At 43.8% G+C, this 16,604-nt stretch carries 33 protein-coding genes; 31 read left to right on the forward strand and 2 right to left on the reverse strand.

Annotated elements, in window-relative coordinates:
- The 31 genes from tuf to rplQ all read left to right on the forward strand — a co-directional run.
- A partial coding sequence (gene tuf, locus Q7U10_06190; GenBank protein ID MDO8282199.1) for an elongation factor Tu occupies window positions 1-205 on the forward strand: 205 nt, incomplete at its 5' end.
- 27 nt (window positions 206-232) lie between these two features.
- Entirely contained in the window at window positions 233-538 is a 306-nt protein-coding gene (gene rpsJ / locus Q7U10_06195; protein ID MDO8282200.1) for a 30S ribosomal protein S10, read from the forward strand.
- The gene (gene rplC / locus Q7U10_06200; GenBank protein MDO8282201.1) at window positions 532-1,185 is read left to right on the forward strand and encodes a 50S ribosomal protein L3; all 654 of its coding nucleotides are present in this window, start codon (window positions 532-534) and stop codon (window positions 1,183-1,185) included. Before rpsJ ends, rplC begins: the two co-directional genes overlap by 7 nt.
- Window positions 1,185-1,811, forward strand: a complete 627-nt coding sequence (gene rplD / locus Q7U10_06205; GenBank protein ID MDO8282202.1) for a 50S ribosomal protein L4 — start codon at window positions 1,185-1,187, stop codon at window positions 1,809-1,811. Before rplC ends, rplD begins: the two co-directional genes overlap by 1 nt.
- Window positions 1,808-2,098, forward strand: coding sequence for a 50S ribosomal protein L23 (gene rplW / locus Q7U10_06210; GenBank protein MDO8282203.1), 291 nt, complete (start codon window positions 1,808-1,810; stop codon window positions 2,096-2,098). Before rplD ends, rplW begins: the two co-directional genes overlap by 4 nt.
- Entirely contained in the window at window positions 2,099-2,920 is an 822-nt protein-coding gene (rplB, locus tag Q7U10_06215; protein MDO8282204.1) for a 50S ribosomal protein L2, read from the forward strand.
- A gap of 36 nt (window positions 2,921-2,956) precedes the next feature.
- Window positions 2,957-3,241 (forward strand): 30S ribosomal protein S19, encoded by a 285-nt coding sequence (rpsS, locus tag Q7U10_06220; protein MDO8282205.1) that lies wholly within the window; start codon window positions 2,957-2,959, stop codon window positions 3,239-3,241.
- A 2-nt stretch (window positions 3,242-3,243) separates the two neighbouring features.
- On the forward strand, window positions 3,244-3,573 hold the full coding sequence (rplV, locus tag Q7U10_06225) for a 50S ribosomal protein L22 (protein MDO8282206.1): 330 nt from the start codon (window positions 3,244-3,246) through the stop codon (window positions 3,571-3,573).
- Between the two features lie 14 nt (window positions 3,574-3,587).
- Window positions 3,588-4,256 carry a 30S ribosomal protein S3 gene (rpsC, locus tag Q7U10_06230; GenBank protein MDO8282207.1) on the forward strand — a complete coding sequence of 223 codons (669 nt, stop codon included), beginning with the start codon at window positions 3,588-3,590 and terminating at the stop codon, window positions 4,254-4,256.
- A gap of 12 nt (window positions 4,257-4,268) precedes the next feature.
- A complete protein-coding gene (gene rplP, locus Q7U10_06235) occupies window positions 4,269-4,688 on the forward strand; it encodes a 50S ribosomal protein L16 (GenBank protein ID MDO8282208.1) in 420 nt (139 codons plus the stop codon).
- Window positions 4,685-4,885, forward strand: a complete 201-nt coding sequence (rpmC, locus tag Q7U10_06240; protein ID MDO8282209.1) for a 50S ribosomal protein L29 — start codon at window positions 4,685-4,687, stop codon at window positions 4,883-4,885. Before rplP ends, rpmC begins: the two co-directional genes overlap by 4 nt.
- A 20-nt stretch (window positions 4,886-4,905) precedes the next feature.
- The gene (rpsQ, locus tag Q7U10_06245; protein MDO8282210.1) at window positions 4,906-5,154 is read left to right on the forward strand and encodes a 30S ribosomal protein S17; all 249 of its coding nucleotides are present in this window, start codon (window positions 4,906-4,908) and stop codon (window positions 5,152-5,154) included.
- Window positions 5,151-5,519, forward strand: coding sequence for a 50S ribosomal protein L14 (gene rplN / locus Q7U10_06250; protein ID MDO8282211.1), 369 nt, complete (start codon window positions 5,151-5,153; stop codon window positions 5,517-5,519). Before rpsQ ends, rplN begins: the two co-directional genes overlap by 4 nt.
- A 15-nt stretch (window positions 5,520-5,534) precedes the next feature.
- Entirely contained in the window at window positions 5,535-5,849 is a 315-nt protein-coding gene (gene rplX, locus Q7U10_06255; GenBank protein MDO8282212.1) for a 50S ribosomal protein L24, read from the forward strand.
- Window positions 5,850-5,857: 8 nt separating this feature from the next.
- Complete coding sequence (gene rplE / locus Q7U10_06260) at window positions 5,858-6,409, forward strand: 50S ribosomal protein L5 (GenBank protein MDO8282213.1); 552 nt, start codon at window positions 5,858-5,860, stop codon at window positions 6,407-6,409.
- Window positions 6,410-6,423: 14 nt separating this feature from the next.
- Window positions 6,424-6,609, forward strand: a complete 186-nt coding sequence (locus tag Q7U10_06265; GenBank protein ID MDO8282214.1) for a type Z 30S ribosomal protein S14 — start codon at window positions 6,424-6,426, stop codon at window positions 6,607-6,609.
- A gap of 13 nt (window positions 6,610-6,622) precedes the next feature.
- Complete coding sequence (gene rpsH / locus Q7U10_06270; protein ID MDO8282215.1) at window positions 6,623-7,018, forward strand: 30S ribosomal protein S8; 396 nt, start codon at window positions 6,623-6,625, stop codon at window positions 7,016-7,018.
- 45 nt (window positions 7,019-7,063) lie between these two features.
- Window positions 7,064-7,603, forward strand: a complete 540-nt coding sequence (gene rplF / locus Q7U10_06275; protein MDO8282216.1) for a 50S ribosomal protein L6 — start codon at window positions 7,064-7,066, stop codon at window positions 7,601-7,603.
- A gap of 57 nt (window positions 7,604-7,660) precedes the next feature.
- Window positions 7,661-8,023 carry a 50S ribosomal protein L18 gene (gene rplR, locus Q7U10_06280; protein MDO8282217.1) on the forward strand — a complete coding sequence of 121 codons (363 nt, stop codon included), beginning with the start codon at window positions 7,661-7,663 and terminating at the stop codon, window positions 8,021-8,023.
- Between the two features lie 43 nt (window positions 8,024-8,066).
- Window positions 8,067-8,588, forward strand: coding sequence for a 30S ribosomal protein S5 (rpsE, locus tag Q7U10_06285; protein ID MDO8282218.1), 522 nt, complete (start codon window positions 8,067-8,069; stop codon window positions 8,586-8,588).
- Entirely contained in the window at window positions 8,575-8,760 is a 186-nt protein-coding gene (rpmD, locus tag Q7U10_06290) for a 50S ribosomal protein L30 (protein MDO8282219.1), read from the forward strand. Before rpsE ends, rpmD begins: the two co-directional genes overlap by 14 nt.
- Before the next feature lie 45 nt (window positions 8,761-8,805).
- Window positions 8,806-9,243 (forward strand): 50S ribosomal protein L15, encoded by a 438-nt coding sequence (rplO, locus tag Q7U10_06295; GenBank protein ID MDO8282220.1) that lies wholly within the window; start codon window positions 8,806-8,808, stop codon window positions 9,241-9,243.
- Window positions 9,244-9,312: 69 nt separating this feature from the next.
- Entirely contained in the window at window positions 9,313-10,620 is a 1,308-nt protein-coding gene (gene secY, locus Q7U10_06300; GenBank protein ID MDO8282221.1) for a preprotein translocase subunit SecY, read from the forward strand.
- A gap of 49 nt (window positions 10,621-10,669) precedes the next feature.
- Complete coding sequence (gene map, locus Q7U10_06305; protein MDO8282222.1) at window positions 10,670-11,419, forward strand: type I methionyl aminopeptidase; 750 nt, start codon at window positions 10,670-10,672, stop codon at window positions 11,417-11,419.
- Between the two features lie 24 nt (window positions 11,420-11,443).
- Window positions 11,444-11,662, forward strand: coding sequence for a translation initiation factor IF-1 (infA, locus tag Q7U10_06310; GenBank protein MDO8282223.1), 219 nt, complete (start codon window positions 11,444-11,446; stop codon window positions 11,660-11,662).
- Window positions 11,663-11,707: 45 nt separating this feature from the next.
- A complete protein-coding gene (rpmJ, locus tag Q7U10_06315) occupies window positions 11,708-11,821 on the forward strand; it encodes a 50S ribosomal protein L36 (GenBank protein MDO8282224.1) in 114 nt (37 codons plus the stop codon).
- Window positions 11,822-11,897: 76 nt separating this feature from the next.
- On the forward strand, window positions 11,898-12,266 hold the full coding sequence (rpsM, locus tag Q7U10_06320; protein MDO8282225.1) for a 30S ribosomal protein S13: 369 nt from the start codon (window positions 11,898-11,900) through the stop codon (window positions 12,264-12,266).
- A 53-nt stretch (window positions 12,267-12,319) separates the two neighbouring features.
- On the forward strand, window positions 12,320-12,706 hold the full coding sequence (gene rpsK, locus Q7U10_06325; GenBank protein MDO8282226.1) for a 30S ribosomal protein S11: 387 nt from the start codon (window positions 12,320-12,322) through the stop codon (window positions 12,704-12,706).
- Window positions 12,706-13,332 (forward strand): 30S ribosomal protein S4, encoded by a 627-nt coding sequence (gene rpsD / locus Q7U10_06330; GenBank protein ID MDO8282227.1) that lies wholly within the window; start codon window positions 12,706-12,708, stop codon window positions 13,330-13,332. Before rpsK ends, rpsD begins: the two co-directional genes overlap by 1 nt.
- 87 nt (window positions 13,333-13,419) lie before the next feature.
- Entirely contained in the window at window positions 13,420-14,505 is a 1,086-nt protein-coding gene (locus tag Q7U10_06335; protein ID MDO8282228.1) for a DNA-directed RNA polymerase subunit alpha, read from the forward strand.
- Window positions 14,495-14,932, forward strand: a complete 438-nt coding sequence (gene rplQ / locus Q7U10_06340; GenBank protein ID MDO8282229.1) for a 50S ribosomal protein L17 — start codon at window positions 14,495-14,497, stop codon at window positions 14,930-14,932. The genes Q7U10_06335 and rplQ overlap by 11 nt, the downstream gene beginning before the upstream one ends.
- 144 nt (window positions 14,933-15,076) lie before the next feature.
- Here rplQ and Q7U10_06345 read toward each other — a convergent pair whose 3' ends face one another.
- Both Q7U10_06345 and Q7U10_06350 read right to left on the reverse strand, forming a co-directional pair.
- Window positions 15,077-15,730 carry a tyrosine-protein phosphatase gene (locus tag Q7U10_06345; protein MDO8282230.1) on the reverse strand — a complete coding sequence of 218 codons (654 nt, stop codon included), beginning with the start codon at window positions 15,728-15,730 and terminating at the stop codon, window positions 15,077-15,079.
- A gap of 113 nt (window positions 15,731-15,843) precedes the next feature.
- Complete coding sequence (locus Q7U10_06350) at window positions 15,844-16,524, reverse strand: hypothetical protein (protein MDO8282231.1); 681 nt, start codon at window positions 16,522-16,524, stop codon at window positions 15,844-15,846.
- Window positions 16,525-16,604 lie beyond the last annotated feature (80 nt).

Consider the following 16,604-nt stretch of genomic DNA (forward strand, 5'->3'; position numbering starts at 1 on the left):
CAGGCCCCAGTTCTACTTCAGGACGACCGATGTTACAGGAATAGCACAGCTTCCTGAGGGAGTAGAGATGGTAATGCCCGGAGACAACGTAAATATAGAAGTTGAGCTCATAAGCAATATAGCGATGGAAGAGGGATTGAGGTTCGCAGTAAGAGAAGGCGGAAGGACAGTTGGCGCAGGTGTTGTCGCTAAGATAATTGAATAATATATTGAGAGCCAGTAGCAGGAGAATATGAACGAGAAGATAAGGATTAATCTAAAAGCTTATGATCACAGACTGCTGGATCAGTCTGTTAAAGAGATAGTTGAGACTGCAAAACGTACAGGCGCAAAGATCTCAGGTCCGGTACCTTTGCCGACCAAGATCAGCAAGATCACTGTGCTCAGGGGTCCTCATGTTGACAAGAAGTCAAGGGAACAGTTTGAGATCAGGACCCATAAAAGACTGATAGATATTCTTGAACCAACTTCACAGACAGTTGATGCACTTATGAAACTTGATCTATCCGCAGGGGTAGATGTAGAGATAAAATTATGAAAGCAATTCTTGGAAAAAAATTAGGCATGACCCAGGTATTTATGGACGATGGGCAAGTTATCCCGGTCACTGTAATAGAAGCAGGACCATGCAGGGTAACGCAATCCAAAAATAAGGATAAAGACGGTTATATTACTGTACAGATCGGTTTTGATCCTAACCGCAAGGAAAAGAATGTAACTAAGCCGATGCTTGGACATTTCAGTAAGACATCATCACCGGCTTACCGTTTCTTGAGAGAGTTTAATATGGAAGGATTGAAAGAAGGGGATGACATAACCGTTGATATTTTTTCAAAGGGGGATATCGTCAACATCTCAGGGACTTCCAAAGGTAAAGGCTTTCAGGGAGTTATGAAGAGACATAACTACGGAGGAGGCCCGGCATCTCACGGCTCTATGTTCAAGAGGGCGCCAGGTTCTATGGGAGCCAGTTCTTATCCCTCAAGGGTTTGGAAGAACAAGGGGCTTCCAGGGCAGATGGGCAATGTAAAGGTTACAACAATGAACATTGAGGTTGTTGATATAAAGAAGGAATTGAATCTCTTGCTTGTAAAAGGTGCAGTTCCGGGGGCGAACGGTAATTATGTAGTTATCGGTTCCAATGCTCCAATGCCTGATCTGGCTGTTAAGGAGAATAAAGGCTGATGCCACAGATAGACGTATTGAATAAAGAAAATATAGCAGTGAGTAAGATAGATCTGCCTGATGACATATTCGGTGTCGAGGTCAAAAACGGAATCCTTCATGACGTTGTTCGTAATTATCTTGCGAACAAGCGTCAGGGAAATGCTTGTACAAAGACGAAGGGCGAGGTCAGCGGCGGAGGCAAAAAGCCTTACAAGCAGAAGGGTACCGGCAGGGCCAGGGCAGGAAGCAGCAGGTCTCCTGTCTGGAGAGGCGGCGGTACTGTCTTTGGACCAAGGCCAAGAGACTATTCATATAAGCTGCCCAAAAAGGTCAAATGGGGGGCACTAAGTGCTGCGCTTTCTGCAAAAGTTGTTGACGGGGAAGTCCTTGTTGTTGATAGTCTTCCTATTGCCACGCCAAAGACTAAGGAACTTGCAAGCATACTTAAAACGATGGGGATCGAAAAAAGCGTTCTGATAGTTATACCGGAAAAAGACAGCGCACTTGAGCTTTCAGCCGGTAATATTCCCAATGTTCATGTGGCAAGGGCGAGTGAGCTTAATGTTTACTCAATACTTAATCATGACAAAGTTATGATACTTAAGGGAGCTGTTGAACGGATCAAGGAGATATACCTGGGATGAGCAAAGAATATAATGTTCTTCATGGCCCGCTTCTGACGGAAAAGGGCTCACTGCTAAAAGAGACTAATAATGTGATATTGTTCAAGGTCAGCAAGACTGCGAATAAAATAGAGATAAAAAAAGCTGTTGAAGGAATCCTGAAAGTTAAAGTAGATTCTGTAAGAACCGTCAACTGTAAAGGGAAAAAGAAGCGGCTTGGTAAATACGCAGGCAAAAGATCAGACTGGAAAAAGGCTATGGTTACATTAAAAGAAGGGGAGAAATTCGATTTTGTCGAAGGTGCATAAATGGCAATAAAAAAATATAAACCAACATCACCGGGCTCACGTTTTAAAAGTGGTTTTGACTTTGCAGAGATCACAGAGACAAAACCATATAAGCCGCTTGTTCTCCCGATAAAGAGGTCGGGTGGAAGAAATAACAAGGGGCGCATTACGTCATGGCTGAAGGGCGGAGGCCATAAAAGGGCTTACAGGATCATTGACTTTAAGCGTGACAAGATAAATATACCGTGCGTAGTTGAGACGATTGAGTACGATCCGAACAGGACATCGCGTATAAGCCTTCTCAGGTATGCTGATGGCGAGAGGAGATATATACTTACGCCGTTAGGTGTGCAGGTAGGCGACAAGCTCATGTCAGGCAAGGATGCGGAGATAAAGAATGGAAATGCATTGCCTGTAAGCAGCATTCCTCTTGGAACTATCATCCATAACATAGAACTCAGGCCTGGTGAAGGAGGTTCAATTGCCAGGAGCGCTGGTTCATATGCGCAGCTAGTTGCCAAAGATAAGGATATGTGCCATATAAAGCTTTCATCTTCAGAGGTAAGGCTTATTCCTTCAGGCTGTATAGCTACTGTCGGACAGGTTGGCAATGTTGAGAGAGAGAACATATCTCTCGGCAAGGCTGGCAGGAACAGATGGTTAGGCAAGAGGCCCGGTGTCAGGGGTGTAGTTATGAACCCTGTCGACCATCCTCTCGGAGGCGGTGAGGGCAGGACTTCAGGCGGCAGGCCGCCGTGTTCACCATGGGGCAAGCCTGAGGGTGTAAAGACCAGGAACAATAAGAAGACTGACAGGCTCATTGTCAGGAGAAGAAAGAAATAATTGAATAAAAGAAGTTAGAAGAATGGAGGACAGACCTTGGCAAGATCACTGAAAAAAGGGCCGTATGTAGATGCTAAACTCATGAAGAAGGTTCTTATGATGAGCGAAAAGAATGACAAGAAGATCATAAAGACCTGGTACAGAAGGTCAACGATAGTTCCTGAGTTCATCGGATTTACATTTGCAGTTCATAATGGCAATAAATTTATTCCGGTATATGTTACTGAGAATATGGTTGGACACAAACTCGGTGAATTTTCACCGACAAGGACATTCAGAGCACATTCAGGCGCCAAGAAAGAAGTGCCAAAGAAGAAATAACTATGGAATCTAAAGCGTTATTAAGATATGCAAGGATCTCTCCAAGGAAGGTCAGGAGAGTAACAGATTTGATAAAAGGGAAAACAGCGGGAGATGCTCTTATAAGCCTCAAGTTCCTTCCTCACAGTCCTGCAAGGATTGTATATAAGATACTCAGGTCTGCTGTTGCCAATGCAGAACAGAAGAAGGTTGCAGACCCTGAGTCAATGAGAGTTGCGAAGGTACTTGTTAACCAGGGTCCCGTAATGAAAAGAATGATGCCTCGTGCCATGGGCAGGGCGGATGTAATAAGAAAGAGATCAAGTCATATAACTTTAATTCTGGAAGAATAGGATCGGAGGAAAATTTGGGGCAGAAAGTACATCCGATAGGAATAAGGCTCGGAATAATTAAGACATGGAACTCGAAATGGTTTGCTAAGAAAGACTATGTTGAGTTGCTTCACGAAGATCTTGCCATACAAAAGTTCATCAAGGAAACGCTTTTTCATGCAGGCGTGCCCAAGGTTGAGATAGAGAGGGCCGGTCAGAAACTGAAGGTCATTATCCAGACAGCACGCCCCGGGATCATCATCGGCAAAAGAGGTGCTGAGGTCGATAAGCTTAAAAAGACCCTTGAAGATATGACAGGCAAGAAGGTTTCTATAGATATTAAAGAGGTCAGAAAGCCTGAACTTGATGCACAGCTTGTTGCTGAAAATATTGCGCTTCAGCTGGAGAAGAGGATAATGTTCAGGAGGGCGATGAAGAAGTCTGTCACTACTGCCCGCAGGTTCGGAGCATTGGGTATCAAAGTAATGTGCGGCGGCAGACTTGGCGGCGCAGAAATAGCAAGGTCAGAGTGGTATCGTGAAGGAAGGGTTCCTTTGCACACATTCAGGTCTGACATTGATTATGGAACTGCTGAGGCAAAGACCACTTTCGGAAGAATAGGGGTAAAGGTCTGGATATATAAAGGTGATATTTTAGAAAAACCCGCTATAGCAGAAATTGCAAGCGGAGATACAGTAGTTTAAGGGAAGACAGCCATGTTAATGCCAAAAAAAGTTAAATTCAGAAAGATGATGAAGGGCAATATGAACGGTAAGGCCTACAGGGGCTCGTCAATATCTTTCGGCGAGTACGGGCTTAAAGCGCTTGAGCCGGGTTGGGTCACTAACCGTCAGATAGAGTCTGCGAGGATCGCGATATCAAGGCATGCCAAGAGAGGCTGTAAACTCTGGATAAGGATATTTCCTGACAAGCCACTTACCAAAAAACCCGCAGAAACAAGAATGGGTAAGGGGAAAGGCGCTCTGTCAGGTGTATGGGTTGCCGTGGTTAAGCCTGGAAGGGTCATGTATGAGATATCAGGTGTCAGTGAGGAACTGGCAAAAGAGGCTCTAAGACTTGCGTCACATAAACTTGCGATTGCTACAAAATTTGTCAAGAGAGGAGATGTACTATGAAGAAATCCTCTGAACTACGTGATATGACTGTTGAAGAACTCAGGCAGGAAGAGCATGATCTGAGAAAGGAATTATTCAATCTGAGGTTTCAGAAGGTGACTGGCGAGATAGAGAACCCTATGAGAATTAATCAGGTAAAAAAGGGAATTGCAAGGGTCTTAACTATATCAGGTTATAAATCAAGGGCCAACAAATAATTCATTAGAGAGAAATAGATATGCCAAGAAAAAACTATACAGGAGAAGTACTGAGCGATAAGATGGACAAGACAGTTGTTGTGGCTGTTACCAGAGTTACACAGCACCCTCTTTATAAGAAGACTATAACGAAGGTGTCAAAGTTCAAAGCGCACGATGAAGAGAACCAGTGTAAGATCGGCGACAAGGTTCAGATAACTGAATCAAGGCCTATAAGCAAAGATAAGAGATGGAAAGTGACTGAAATAGTCAAAAGAGGAAGCGAATGATACAGGTTCAGACAGTATTGGATGTAGCTGACAACTCAGGAGCAAAGAAGGTTATGTGCATCAGGGTTTCTGGCGGTTCTCGAAGGAGATATGCCAGGATCGGTGACAGGATCGTAGTTTCAGTAAAAGAGGCGATAGCTAACAGTAATGTAAAGAAGGGTTCTGTAATGAAGGCGGTTGTCGTCAGGACTAAAAAGGAGCTGCGGAGGCAGGACGGTTCCTACATAAGGTTCGATCAGAATGCCGCTGTTTTAATCAACGCTGAAGGGGAGCCTGTAGGCACAAGAATATTTGGACCGGTTGCAAGGGAGTTAAGATGGAAAGATTACATGAAGATCATCTCTCTTGCCCCAGAGGTCTTATAAATTAAAGGAGCAGTTGTGGGATTAGGTATAAAAAAAGAAGATACGATACTGGTAATATCCGGTGATGATAAAGGCAAGAGAGGCAGGGTTCTTGAAGTTGACCCGGGCAAGGGCAGGCTCATTATCGAAAGCATCAACATGATCAAGAAACATATGAAGCCGAATAATCAATACAAACAGGGCGGCATCATAGAAAAAGAGGCTCCTATGAATCTGTCTAATGTAATGCTTGTTTGCTCAAAATGCGATAAGCCTATCAGGATAGGACACAAGATACTTGAGAACGGAACTAAAGTCCGGACATGCAACAAGTGCGGGGAGGTTATTTAGTAACGCCGATGAGCAGATTAAGAGAGAAATATAATAAAGAAGTTGTGGCGACTCTGATGAAAGAGTTCTCCTTTAAGAATGTTATGCAGGTTCCGAAGGTGACATCTATTGTCCTTAATGTCGGGATGGGTGAGGCTATTCAGGAGATCAAACTCCTTGATGCAGCAGTGAAAGAATTGGCTACTATTACGGGGCAGGCGCCTGTTATTACAAAGGCCAAGAAATCCATTGCGACATTCAAGCTTAGGGAAGGTATGTCCATAGGTGCAAAGGTCACGCTAAGAGGCGACAGGATGTATGATTTCCTCGATAAGTTCATCTCGCTTGCTTTGCCGAGAATCAGGGATTTTAACGGGGTATCTCCAAAATCGTTTGATGGCAGGGGTAATTTTTCGTTTGGCGTAAAGGAACAGATAATATTCCCTGAGATAAATTATGACAAGATAGCCAGCACTCACGGGATGAACGTGGTCATTGTTACATCGGCGAAAACCGATGCACAAGGAAGGGCGTTACTAAAGCATTTAGGCATGCCTTTTATTAATAAAAACGTTAACTGAGCAAAGGGAGTTTTATGGCAAAGAAGTGTTTGGTTGAGAAATGTAAAAGGACGCCTAAGTTTAAGGTCAGGGCATATCACAGATGCCGCCTGTGCGGAAGGCCTAACGGTTTTCTCAGGAAATTCGGAATGTGCAGAATATGCTTCAGGACGCTTGCCTTAAAAGGCATGATCCCTGGCGTAACAAAATCAAGTTGGTAAGAGGTATAAATATATGATGACAGATCCGATTGCAGATATGCTTACAAGAATCAGGAATGGTAATATGGCAAAGCTTGAAAAGGTTGATATGCCTTCTTCAAAGCTTAAGCTTGAGATGACCAAGATCCTTAAGGAAAAAGGATTTATAAGGGGCTACAAGGTCTTGAAGGACAATAAACAGGGGATCATCAGAATTTCTCTTAAGTATTTTGGTGGAGATAAAAGGGTGATAACAGACCTTAAGAGGATAAGCAAGCCCGGCAGAAGGGTTTATGTTGATAGCCAAAGTATTCCAAAGGTTATGGGCGGAGTTGGTTTAGCTATCATCTCCACATCAAAAGGCGTCTTCTCTGATGATATGTGCAGAAAAGAGAGAGTTGGCGGAGAAGTTCTCTGCAGTGTATGGTAAAAACTGTTATGAGTTTAAAGTTAAGTAATTTTCTTTGGAGATAAAATGTCTAGAATAGGTAAAACCCCGATAAATGTAGCTAATGGTGTAGATGTCAAGATACAGGGAAGCAATATCTCTGTCAAGGGCCCAAAGGGTGCATTGGTTTGGGACTTTCCGTTGCGGATGAAGGTTTCTCTTCAGGACAAGGTGCTTGTTGTTGAAAGGCCGTCTGATTCAAAGGATGTCAGGTCTCTTCATGGGACCACAAGAAGTATTATTGCCAATATGGTTACCGGAGTAAGCGAAGGTTACAAGATCGTGCTTCAGATCGTTGGAGTTGGTTACAGGGCGCAGGTACAGGGCAATAAGATCAATTTCGCGATTGGATATTCACATCCTGTGGAGTTTATCCTTCCTGAAGGCATCAGTGCTGAGATCGATAAGAAGCAGACACTGTTGACACTCACAGGTATTGATAAACAACTTATAGGCCAGGTGGCTGCTAATATAAGAGCAATAAGGCGTCCTGATGCATATAAAGGCAAAGGTATAAGATTCGAAGGTGAGCAGATCAAGTTGAAGGCCGGCAAGACAGGGAAGTAAGCTGGCGATTGTTGTAAACATTAAAAACAAAATGAGAGTTATAAGTCGGAGGTTTTTTTGAACTTAAAGAGGCAGGAACCAAGAAAGAAAAGACATTTCAGGGTTAGGAAGAAGATCGCCGGTACCGCTGTCAGGACAAGGCTTAATGTCTTCAGGAGCAGTAATCATATATATGCGCAGCTTATAGATGATTATTCCGGAACGACTGTTGCTTCTGCATCAAGCCTGGACAAGGAGATCAAGGGAAAGATCAAGTCCGGAGGAAACATTGATTCCGCAAAGGTTGTAGGCCTGCTCATTGCAGAGAGGGCTTCAAGTAAAGGGATAAAGAGCGTTGTTTTTGACAGAGGCGGGTATCTTTATCACGGAAGGGTCAAGGCCCTTGCCGATGCAGCAAGAGAAGGCGGATTGGAATTTTAATTGAAGATGATAAATTTAAAATATAATTTATTCTGGAGGCATAGTGGGTAGGATCAACCCTGAAAGTCTGAATCTGAAAGACAAGGTAGTTTTTATTAATAGAGTCGCCAAGGTTGTAAAAGGCGGAAGGAGATTTTCCTTTAGTGCCCTTGTTGTTGTTGGCGATGAAAACGGTTATGTCGGATTTGGTAAGGGCAAAGCTGGAGAGGTTCCCGAGGCCATAAGGAAGGCTATTGAACATGCCAAGAAGAACCTGATCAAAGTTTCTATGAATAATGGGACTATCCCGCATAGGATAGTAGGCAGTTATGGAGCTGGCAAGGTTGTTATTCAGCCAGGAAAACCTGGAACAGGACTTATTGCCGGAGGGCCTGTAAGGGCTGTTATGGAAATGACTGGGATTCGTAACATAGTTGCAAAGTCTCTAGGCAGCAGAAACCCTTTTAATATGATAAGGGCAACAATAGACGGATTCACCAAATTGCAGGATAGCAACACGGCCCTTAGAAGGGCAGGCAGGGCAGAAGAAGGACAGGAGCAGGGATTAAACAATGATGAATCTTAAGATAACATTAAAGCGAAGTGTGATTGGCAAACCTGAAAAACAGAGAAAGATCGTAAGATCTCTTGGTTTGAGAAAACTTCATCAGACAGTACTGCACAGGGATGAGCCTACGATAAGGGGAATGATCCATAAGATTTCGCATATGCTGGAAGTTGTTGAATCAGAAAAATAATTGAAGATTTCTATATAGTTATTTAGAGATAAAAAGGAAAAATTAATGAGATTATCAGATCTTGCACCGGTACCAGGCAGCACAAAGAAGAGAAAGAGGGTTGGAAGAGGACCTGGGTCGGGCCACGGGAAGACATCCTGCAGGGGCCACAAGGGACAGAAAGCAAGAACCGGAGGCGGCACAAGGCCGGGCTTTGAGGGCGGACAGATGCCGCTGCAGCGCAGAACCCCAAAGAGGGGATTCACCAATATTTTCCAGGAGCAGTTTTCTGTTGTCAATGTAGGAGCTTTAAACGATATAACTGAAACTCCGATAACTCCGGAAGTGCTGGTGGAGAAGGGTTTGATAAAGAATATTGCAAATCCGGTAAAGATACTCGGATCTGGTGAGCTGACAAACTCTATTAATGTTAAAGCTCATGCCTTCAGCGCTTCTGCTAAAGAAAAGATAGCCAAAGCAAAGGGTAATGCTGAAACAATATAAGTTCCAGAGTTTGAAAAGACCTGGTAATACTAAACACTCCTTGAGCATTCATTTAGCCGGATAAATAATATGAGCATAGTCGCGAGCTTTAAAAATGTTTTCAAAATCCCCGAACTGAAGAGCAGGATACTCTTCACACTTGGCCTTTTGGCTGTTTACAGAATAGGCGCACACATCCCGACTCCTGGCATAGACGGTCTGGAGCTTAGCAAGTTCCTTCTGGACAGGGGCGGCGCTCTTATGGGCTTCTTTGATATGTTCTCAGGAGGTGCCTTGTCAAGAGCCACCATATTTGCTCTGGGAATAATGCCTTACATCAGTGCTTCGATCATACTTCAACTTCTTACTGTTGTTGTCCCTGCACTTGGGAAATTGGCCAAAGAGGGGGAAAGCGGAAGAAAGAAGATCACCCAATATACGAGATACGGCACGGTAGTTATAAGTATCATTCAGTCGTTAGGTATAGCAGTCGGTATTGAGAGCATGAACCAGGGTGCTTTTGTACAGGATCCCGGATGGTCGTTCAGGCTGATGACGATGCTGACAATGACTTCAGGCACCGCCTTTATCATGTGGCTTGGCGAACAGATAACCGAAAGAGGCATCGGCAACGGGATATCTCTTATAATCTATGCCGGAATAGTCGCAGGCTTTCCAAATGCTGTTATTAGTTCAATATCTCTTATCAAGGCAGGAGAGATAAACCTTATATTAATGTTGCTTTTGTTAGTTATGATGATTGCTGTGATAGCTGTTATTGTCTTCATTGAAAGAGGTCAGCGGAAAATACCTATACAATATGCCAAAAGGGTTGTTGGGAGAAAGGTTTACGGCGGGCAGAATACGCACCTTCCGCTAAAGATTAATACTGCCGGTGTCATACCTCCTATTTTCGCATCTTCTATTTTAATGTTCCCTGCAACTATCGCAGGATTTATCTCTATTCCCTGGGTTCAATCAATTGCAGGCCAGTTTGCTCCTGGGTCTGTATTCTACACATTATCTTTTACCGCAATGGTATTCTTTTTCTGCTATTTTTATGCTTCTATAACATTTAATCCTGTTGATATAGCGGAGAACCTTAAGAAGCATGGGGGGTTTATCCCTGGCGTAAGACCCGGTCAGAAGACATCAGACCACATCTTCAAGGTGCTTTCAAGGATTACTTTCGGCGGTGCGGTCTATCTTGCTTCGGTATGTCTGTTGCCCCAGTTCCTTATAACGTGGTTCAATGTTCCATTCTATTTCGGCGGCACGTCCATTCTCATCGTGGTCGGTGTGGCGCTTGATACCATTTCACAGATGGAGTCGCATCTTGTTACACGTTCATATGACGGCTTTCTCAAAAAGGGCAGGATTCGCGGCAGGAGAGGCTGAATATTATTAAAGGTGATTTGAGTTTTTTGTTTCTTACTGGTATCGATCATTGATAGTTCTAAAGTCTCAGGATGAAATAGACAGGATGGCAGTAGCATGCCGTATAGTGGCTGAAGTCCTCATGAAGATAAGGGAGAGCATAGTTCCCGGCATGACGACAAAAGAACTTGATCAAATTGCAGAATCGTATATTTTGTCACAAAAGGCAACGCCGGCTTTTAAGGGTTATAAGGGCTATCCGGCAACACTCTGTACTTCACTGAATGATCAGGTAGTACACGGAATACCAGGCCCTGCTGTATTAAAAGAAGGTGATATAATCAGTATTGATGTCGGCGTCTACCAAGGGGGGTTTTATGGAGACGCTGCCATAACTTTGCCTGTGGGGCAGATATCTGAAGAAGCCGGCAAATTGCTGTCTGCTACAGAAGAAGCACTTTATAAAGGTATTGAAAAAGCACTTGTTGGCAACAGGCTTTCAGATATATCTTATGCTGTTCAGAAGCATGCTGAAGCCGATGGTTTTTCAGTTGTAAAGCAATTTGTCGGGCATGGTATCGGCAGGGAACTTCATGAGGATCCGCAGATCCCTAATTTTGGGAAGCCTGGAGTAGGCCCCATTCTGAGAGATGGCATGACTCTTGCAATTGAGCCTATGATAAATGCAGGAACATGGAAAGTAGATGTTATGAATGACGGCTGGACAGCAGTAACCCGTGATCACCGCCTGTCTGCCCATTTCGAGCATACTGTCGCAGTGACTAAAAATGGTCCATTAATCTTGACTAAATTTCATTAAATTATTTATACTTACAAGTTAAAAATGACAAAGGAAGAGTCAATAGAGGTACAAGGCACCATTCTGAAGAATCTGCCCAATGCGATGTTTAAGGTTGAGCTGGAGAATGGGCAGGAGATACTGGCATATGTTTCAGGGAAGATGCGCATGCATTTTATAAAGATACTTCCCGGTGACAAGGTAACCGTTGCTCTTTCGCCTTATGACCTTTCTAAAGGCAGAATAACATACAGGTATAAATAGAAAAGTTATTGCTTGAAAAAATAATATTTTAAAATTGAGGGATAAATGAAAGTGCGTTCATCAGTAAAACCAATGTGTACAAAATGCAAGATAATTAAGAGAGAGGGGATTCTACGCGTTATTTGTACCAACCCCAAACACAAGCAGAGACAAGGGTGATAACAAGTTAAGAGTTGAGGATTAACTTGCCTGTTAACATTCAACTCTTAACTCATAATTATTTTAAGGAGAGAAAGTGAGAATAGCAGGAGTAGATTTACAAAACAATGAGAGGATAGAGATAGGACTTACAAAAATCTTTGGTATAGGGCGGACTGCTTCCATGAATATACTTAAGGAAGCCGGAGTCGACTTTAACAAGAGAGTCAAGGACATTACTGACGAGGAAGGCATTAAGATAAGGGCTGCTATAGATAAGGATTTTACGGTTGAGGGTGATCTCAGGCGTGAGGTAGCCATGAACATAAAGAGGCTGCGTGATATAGGCAGTTACAGGGGAACCAGGCATAAACTTAAACTCCCTTCGAGAGGGCAGAGGACAAAGACTAATGCCCGTACGCGTAAGGGCGCTAAAAAATCTATTGGCGGGCTTCAGAAAAAATAATATTCACTGAAACAATATCCAGATTGTAATTATATATAAGGATTGGAGGATTAATGGCCCAGAAGAAGCGAGGCGGAAAAAAAGAGAAAAAGGCAGTTCATTCAGGTTCAGTATTTATTCAGGCTACTTTTAATAATACAATAGTTACAATAACTGATAAATCAGGCAATGTTGTCGCATGGTCTTCAGCAGGTGCCCATGGTTTTAAAGGTTCAAGAAAAGGCACGCCATATGCTGCGCAGATCACTGCGGAAAATGCCTCAAAGAAGGCGATGGGATTTGGAATGCGCCAGGTCGATATATTTGTCAAGGGTCCGGGAGCAGGCAGGGAATCGGCGATAAGGGCCGTGTCTTCAGCCGGACTCGGAGTTAATATAATAAGAGATATTACACCTGTTCCGCATAACGGCACAAGGCCGCCGAAGAGGAGAAGAGTCTAATGGCAAGATACACAGGAGCCCTCTGCAGGCTGTGCAGAAGGGAAGGGGAGAAACTCTTCCTTAAAGGTGACAGATGTTTTATGGATAAATGTGCTGTAGAGAGGAGAAAGTATCCCCCAGGACAGCATGGCCAGCGAAGAAAGAAGATGTCCGACTATGCCGTCCAGTTAAGGGCTAAACAGAAGGCTAAGGAAACTTACAGTGTGCTTGAGCGTCAGTTTAAGAAATATTTTTACATGGCGGATAAAATGAGCGGGGTTACAGGAAGTAATCTTCTTAAAATTCTTGAGAGCAGGCTTGACAATGTTGTTTTCCGTCTTGGCTTTGCTGCAAACCGCAACCAGGCAAGACAGTTAGTGACACACGGCCACTTTACCGTGAACGGCAAACCTGTAAATATATCTTCATACCTTGTTCGCGCAGGTGATGTTGTAAGTCCGAGTGAAGCCGGCAAGAAGTTCAAGGTCATTCAGGAAAACATGGAAAAAGTTCAGCAGAAGGGAGTATTGTCCTGGCTTGAAATGGATATTGAAGGCCTGAAGGGCAAGGTTCTGCATCTTCCTGAAAGAGATGAAATAGATATTCCTGTTCAGGAACAGCTCATAGTTGAGCTTTATTCAAAATAATTTTAATATTCTTAAGTTAAAAGTTATTAATAATTTTTTTAATTTTTAGCTTTTAACTTGTAACTTTTTTCATATTTTGGAGGACAGATGGAATTCAAAAAAAGAGGTTTTAACATTCCTGAAAGGGTTGTTTTTGATTCAGGCAGCGACCATAAATATGGCAAGCTTATCGCCGAACCATTTGAAAGAGGCTATGGCACTACTGTAGGTAACGCATTAAGAAGGGTTTTGCTTTCTTCTATTGAAGGGGCAGCGGTTACTTCTGTAAAGATTCCTGGAGTGCTTCATGAGTTTTCCACGCTGCAGGGCCTTAAAGAGGATGTCGTTGATCTCATACTCAACATCAAGCAGCTCAGATTCAAGATGCATTCAGATGAACCCAAGGTTGTAACTATTGAGATAAGCGGCCCCGGGGAGGTCAAGGGCAGGGATATTATCACTGATGCCGATGTCGAGGTTCTTACCCCTGATCAGCATATTGCAACCCTTGACAAGAAGATGAAATTTACTGCTGAACTCAAGATTGAAAAGGGCACCGGCTACAGAGTGCCTGATGAAGTGCACGGTGAGGATGAAACCGTGGATATGATAAAGGTAGACTCTATATTCACCCCTGTCAGGAAGGTCAACTTTTGGATAGAGGGGGCCAGGGTTGGCCGTTCAACCGACTTTGATAAGCTTATCATGGAGATATGGACTGACGGCAGTATCACTCCTCAGGAAGCTCTTTCCCAGGCCGCAAATATACTAAATGAACATATATCTCTTTTTTCCATGGATGAGGAAGTGAAAAAGGAAGTTATAGATACAGATGCATATGCAGATGATATTGTTCCTGATGAAGAAGATGATGATAGTTCGTTTGAGGAGATGGATGAAGAGGAAGAACCGAGTTCACTGAGTGTGTTTAATGACAATCTCCTTAAGAGCGTTGATGAACTTGAGCTTTCAGTACGTTCAAATAACTGCCTTAAGAATGCAAATATATTTACAATTGCCGACCTTGTACAGAGGACTGAGTCTGAGATGCTCAGGACTAAAAACTTCGGCAGAAAGTCACTAAACGAGATAAAAGAGGTAGTTTTAAAGATGGGCCTGCACTTTAACATGAGGATTGAACCAGATGTGTTGAAGAAACTGGAGAAGGCCAGAGGAGTCAAGCATGCGTCATAAAGTAGCCGGCAGAGGATTTGGAAGGAACACAAAGCAGAGGAAAGCACTTTTGAGGGGTTTGGTAATATCACTTTTAACCCACTTAAAGATAGAGACGACCGTTGCCAAGGCAAAAGAGACAAGGAAGATAGCTGAGAAGATAATCACTCTCGGCAAGAAGGGCGACCTGCATGCAAGAAGGCTTGCGATGTCATCTATTCCTGATGAGAACTCCATCACCAAACTCTTTAATGAAATAGCACCGAAGATAAGCCGCACCAGCGGTTACCTTAGAGTGCTGCAGACCCGCAACAGGATAGGCGACAATGCTTCAATGGCTGTGCTTGAGTTTGTTGATTATGAGAAGCTCCAGAACAAAGAGGAGATAGAGCAGAAGGCAAAGAAGAAAGAGGCAAAGGCTGCGAAAGCAGAGACGACAGAAAAGTAAAGTTTAATTAATATAAATCACCCTAAGGCCTGTGAGCGATCACAGGCCTTTTTTTGATTTCAACTTTTGACATAAGGGGCGTACTTTAGTTCATCCTACTTGATGGATGGGTTGGGCGTCGGTTACCCGCGGAACATCATTGCTTCATTGTGCGATCCACTCGTGAGTGCAGCCAGGGTTCTCCTTGATATTGGGGCTGTTGTATAGCCTGGGTTTAATCCCGAATAATAATGGGTTGGTTCCGTAGTACCTCATCTGCGCGTAGGCGGTATCCTTACAAAAATTCTTGTTGCGCACGGTATAGGCCGCGATAACCAATCCCGTGCGGTCCTTCCCATGGCTGCAATGCACCAAGACCGGCCAATTATTTCCTTTCTCTAATGCTTCTATCGCTTGCTTGAGAATATTTTCATCTGGACTGGCCCATGGGTTTAAGTTATGCGGGAAGTCTTCCGGTTGCATGTAAAGAGGGATTACATTGATATTATGCTTCTTGGCGAGACGAAGTTCTTCTGACTCGTCTGCATCAGACGAGAATTTGTTCAGCTTGACCACGGTCTTGATGCCTATCTTCTCCAGATAGCACCAATCTGCATCTCCCTTTGGTTGACCGCTTCGGTAGATTGCACCTACACCATCAGTGCCACCTGGGATTACGATATGGAAGTTATAGACTGGGGCTGGATGCGGATCCTTTATAGCGATAACAGCTGACGGTTGCGTCAATGTCGCGCATGCTGTCAGGATTAAGCAAACGCCCAACATTGCAAGACGTATAACAGGATATACATTTCGCATAACTACTCCTTGCTTTTGTCAGATTTAGGTATCTCTCTCCGCCCAACGCCGAGCTAACCTGAGCGACGCTGTTTGCCGCGTCTGGTTGAGCGCCGTGTTAGGTGAATGCTGAATCACTTACGTTTCTTATTTACTAGATATGGCAGTGAAGTCGCGTGTTCAATAATTCCCTCAACCTCATTCGCTTTGCAGCTATGGGCATCCCAATTGCGCCATTTTGACTGCTTAAGCATGACTGTAAGATTCTTCTTTTCTTTGATATAGCTGAGCAGCTTCGCTACATGTGCCTCCTCTACCACAAGGGAAAAACAATCCGACATGCTAGGTTTGGTTGAGCCGTGCAACCAAGCTAGGAGTGTCAAATCATAGGTGCCATCCTTAGTCATCTGGTACTCAAATGGGCGTTCAATCGAAGAAGAAAACTGAACCTGCTTAGTGACATTCTCTCCACCAAAGACTGTGATAGGAACTGCCAGTGAGTCACGTATTAATTCCCCGCTCTCTCCAAAGGCAAGGTAATAAGCAGGTTCAAGAAGGTAACCCTCGGGGCTGCCGCTATGCTGGATCAAGAGGGCAACTCTATCAACGGTGAGATGCTTGGAGCCAGCATTCGCAAAATTCACTGCCAAGATGAACGAGACAGGCCCCTCCAAGTCGTGGCTGATGGCAGTGTGCTCACCAGCGGTGAGATGGAGTTCGCCCATACGAAATTTTGATACGTATAGACTGATAATTGAGCCGAGCAATGCTACTATTGAAATAACAATGGGCACTAGATCCTTCATCTCAATCATGGTATGTCCCTCCAGATTCTATTCATTTGACTTGCTTCCCACATAACGTAAAGCTCAGTGACGAGTACCACTGCAAGATA

Source organism: Thermodesulfovibrionia bacterium (genome assembly GCA_030646035.1).
In the GTDB taxonomy this organism is placed as follows: domain Bacteria; phylum Nitrospirota; class Thermodesulfovibrionia; order UBA6902; family UBA6902; genus JACQZG01.

What these genes read in the sequence shown, in the direction of transcription:
- rpsJ (MDO8282200.1), top strand. Translation starts at nt 233, where the DNA reads ATGAACGAGAAGATAAGGATTAATCTAAAAGCTTATGATCACAGACTG.
- Q7U10_06335 (MDO8282228.1), top strand. Translation starts at nt 13,420, where the DNA reads ATGGAATTCAAAAAAAGAGGTTTTAACATTCCTGAAAGGGTTGTTTTT.
- rpmC (MDO8282209.1), top strand. Translation starts at nt 4,685, where the DNA reads ATGAAGAAATCCTCTGAACTACGTGATATGACTGTTGAAGAACTCAGG.
- rplQ (MDO8282229.1), top strand. Translation starts at nt 14,495, where the DNA reads ATGCGTCATAAAGTAGCCGGCAGAGGATTTGGAAGGAACACAAAGCAG.
- rplO (MDO8282220.1), top strand. Translation starts at nt 8,806, where the DNA reads ATGAGATTATCAGATCTTGCACCGGTACCAGGCAGCACAAAGAAGAGA.
- rplP (MDO8282208.1), top strand. Translation starts at nt 4,269, where the DNA reads ATGTTAATGCCAAAAAAAGTTAAATTCAGAAAGATGATGAAGGGCAAT.
- Q7U10_06350 (MDO8282231.1), bottom strand. Translation starts at nt 16,524, where the DNA reads ATGATTGAGATGAAGGATCTAGTGCCCATTGTTATTTCAATAGTAGCA.
- secY (MDO8282221.1), top strand. Translation starts at nt 9,313, where the DNA reads ATGAGCATAGTCGCGAGCTTTAAAAATGTTTTCAAAATCCCCGAACTG.
- rpmJ (MDO8282224.1), top strand. Translation starts at nt 11,708, where the DNA reads ATGAAAGTGCGTTCATCAGTAAAACCAATGTGTACAAAATGCAAGATA.
- rplV (MDO8282206.1), top strand. Translation starts at nt 3,244, where the DNA reads ATGGAATCTAAAGCGTTATTAAGATATGCAAGGATCTCTCCAAGGAAG.
- rplB (MDO8282204.1), top strand. Translation starts at nt 2,099, where the DNA reads ATGGCAATAAAAAAATATAAACCAACATCACCGGGCTCACGTTTTAAA.
- rplF (MDO8282216.1), top strand. Translation starts at nt 7,064, where the DNA reads ATGTCTAGAATAGGTAAAACCCCGATAAATGTAGCTAATGGTGTAGAT.
- rplE (MDO8282213.1), top strand. Translation starts at nt 5,858, where the DNA reads ATGAGCAGATTAAGAGAGAAATATAATAAAGAAGTTGTGGCGACTCTG.
- rpsH (MDO8282215.1), top strand. Translation starts at nt 6,623, where the DNA reads ATGATGACAGATCCGATTGCAGATATGCTTACAAGAATCAGGAATGGT.
- rplD (MDO8282202.1), top strand. Translation starts at nt 1,185, where the DNA reads ATGCCACAGATAGACGTATTGAATAAAGAAAATATAGCAGTGAGTAAG.
- rplN (MDO8282211.1), top strand. Translation starts at nt 5,151, where the DNA reads ATGATACAGGTTCAGACAGTATTGGATGTAGCTGACAACTCAGGAGCA.
- rpsD (MDO8282227.1), top strand. Translation starts at nt 12,706, where the DNA reads ATGGCAAGATACACAGGAGCCCTCTGCAGGCTGTGCAGAAGGGAAGGG.
- rpmD (MDO8282219.1), top strand. Translation starts at nt 8,575, where the DNA reads ATGATGAATCTTAAGATAACATTAAAGCGAAGTGTGATTGGCAAACCT.
- infA (MDO8282223.1), top strand. Translation starts at nt 11,444, where the DNA reads ATGACAAAGGAAGAGTCAATAGAGGTACAAGGCACCATTCTGAAGAAT.
- Q7U10_06345 (MDO8282230.1), bottom strand. Translation starts at nt 15,730, where the DNA reads ATGCGAAATGTATATCCTGTTATACGTCTTGCAATGTTGGGCGTTTGC.
- rpsK (MDO8282226.1), top strand. Translation starts at nt 12,320, where the DNA reads ATGGCCCAGAAGAAGCGAGGCGGAAAAAAAGAGAAAAAGGCAGTTCAT.
- Q7U10_06265 (MDO8282214.1), top strand. Translation starts at nt 6,424, where the DNA reads ATGGCAAAGAAGTGTTTGGTTGAGAAATGTAAAAGGACGCCTAAGTTT.
- rplW (MDO8282203.1), top strand. Translation starts at nt 1,808, where the DNA reads ATGAGCAAAGAATATAATGTTCTTCATGGCCCGCTTCTGACGGAAAAG.
- rpsQ (MDO8282210.1), top strand. Translation starts at nt 4,906, where the DNA reads ATGCCAAGAAAAAACTATACAGGAGAAGTACTGAGCGATAAGATGGAC.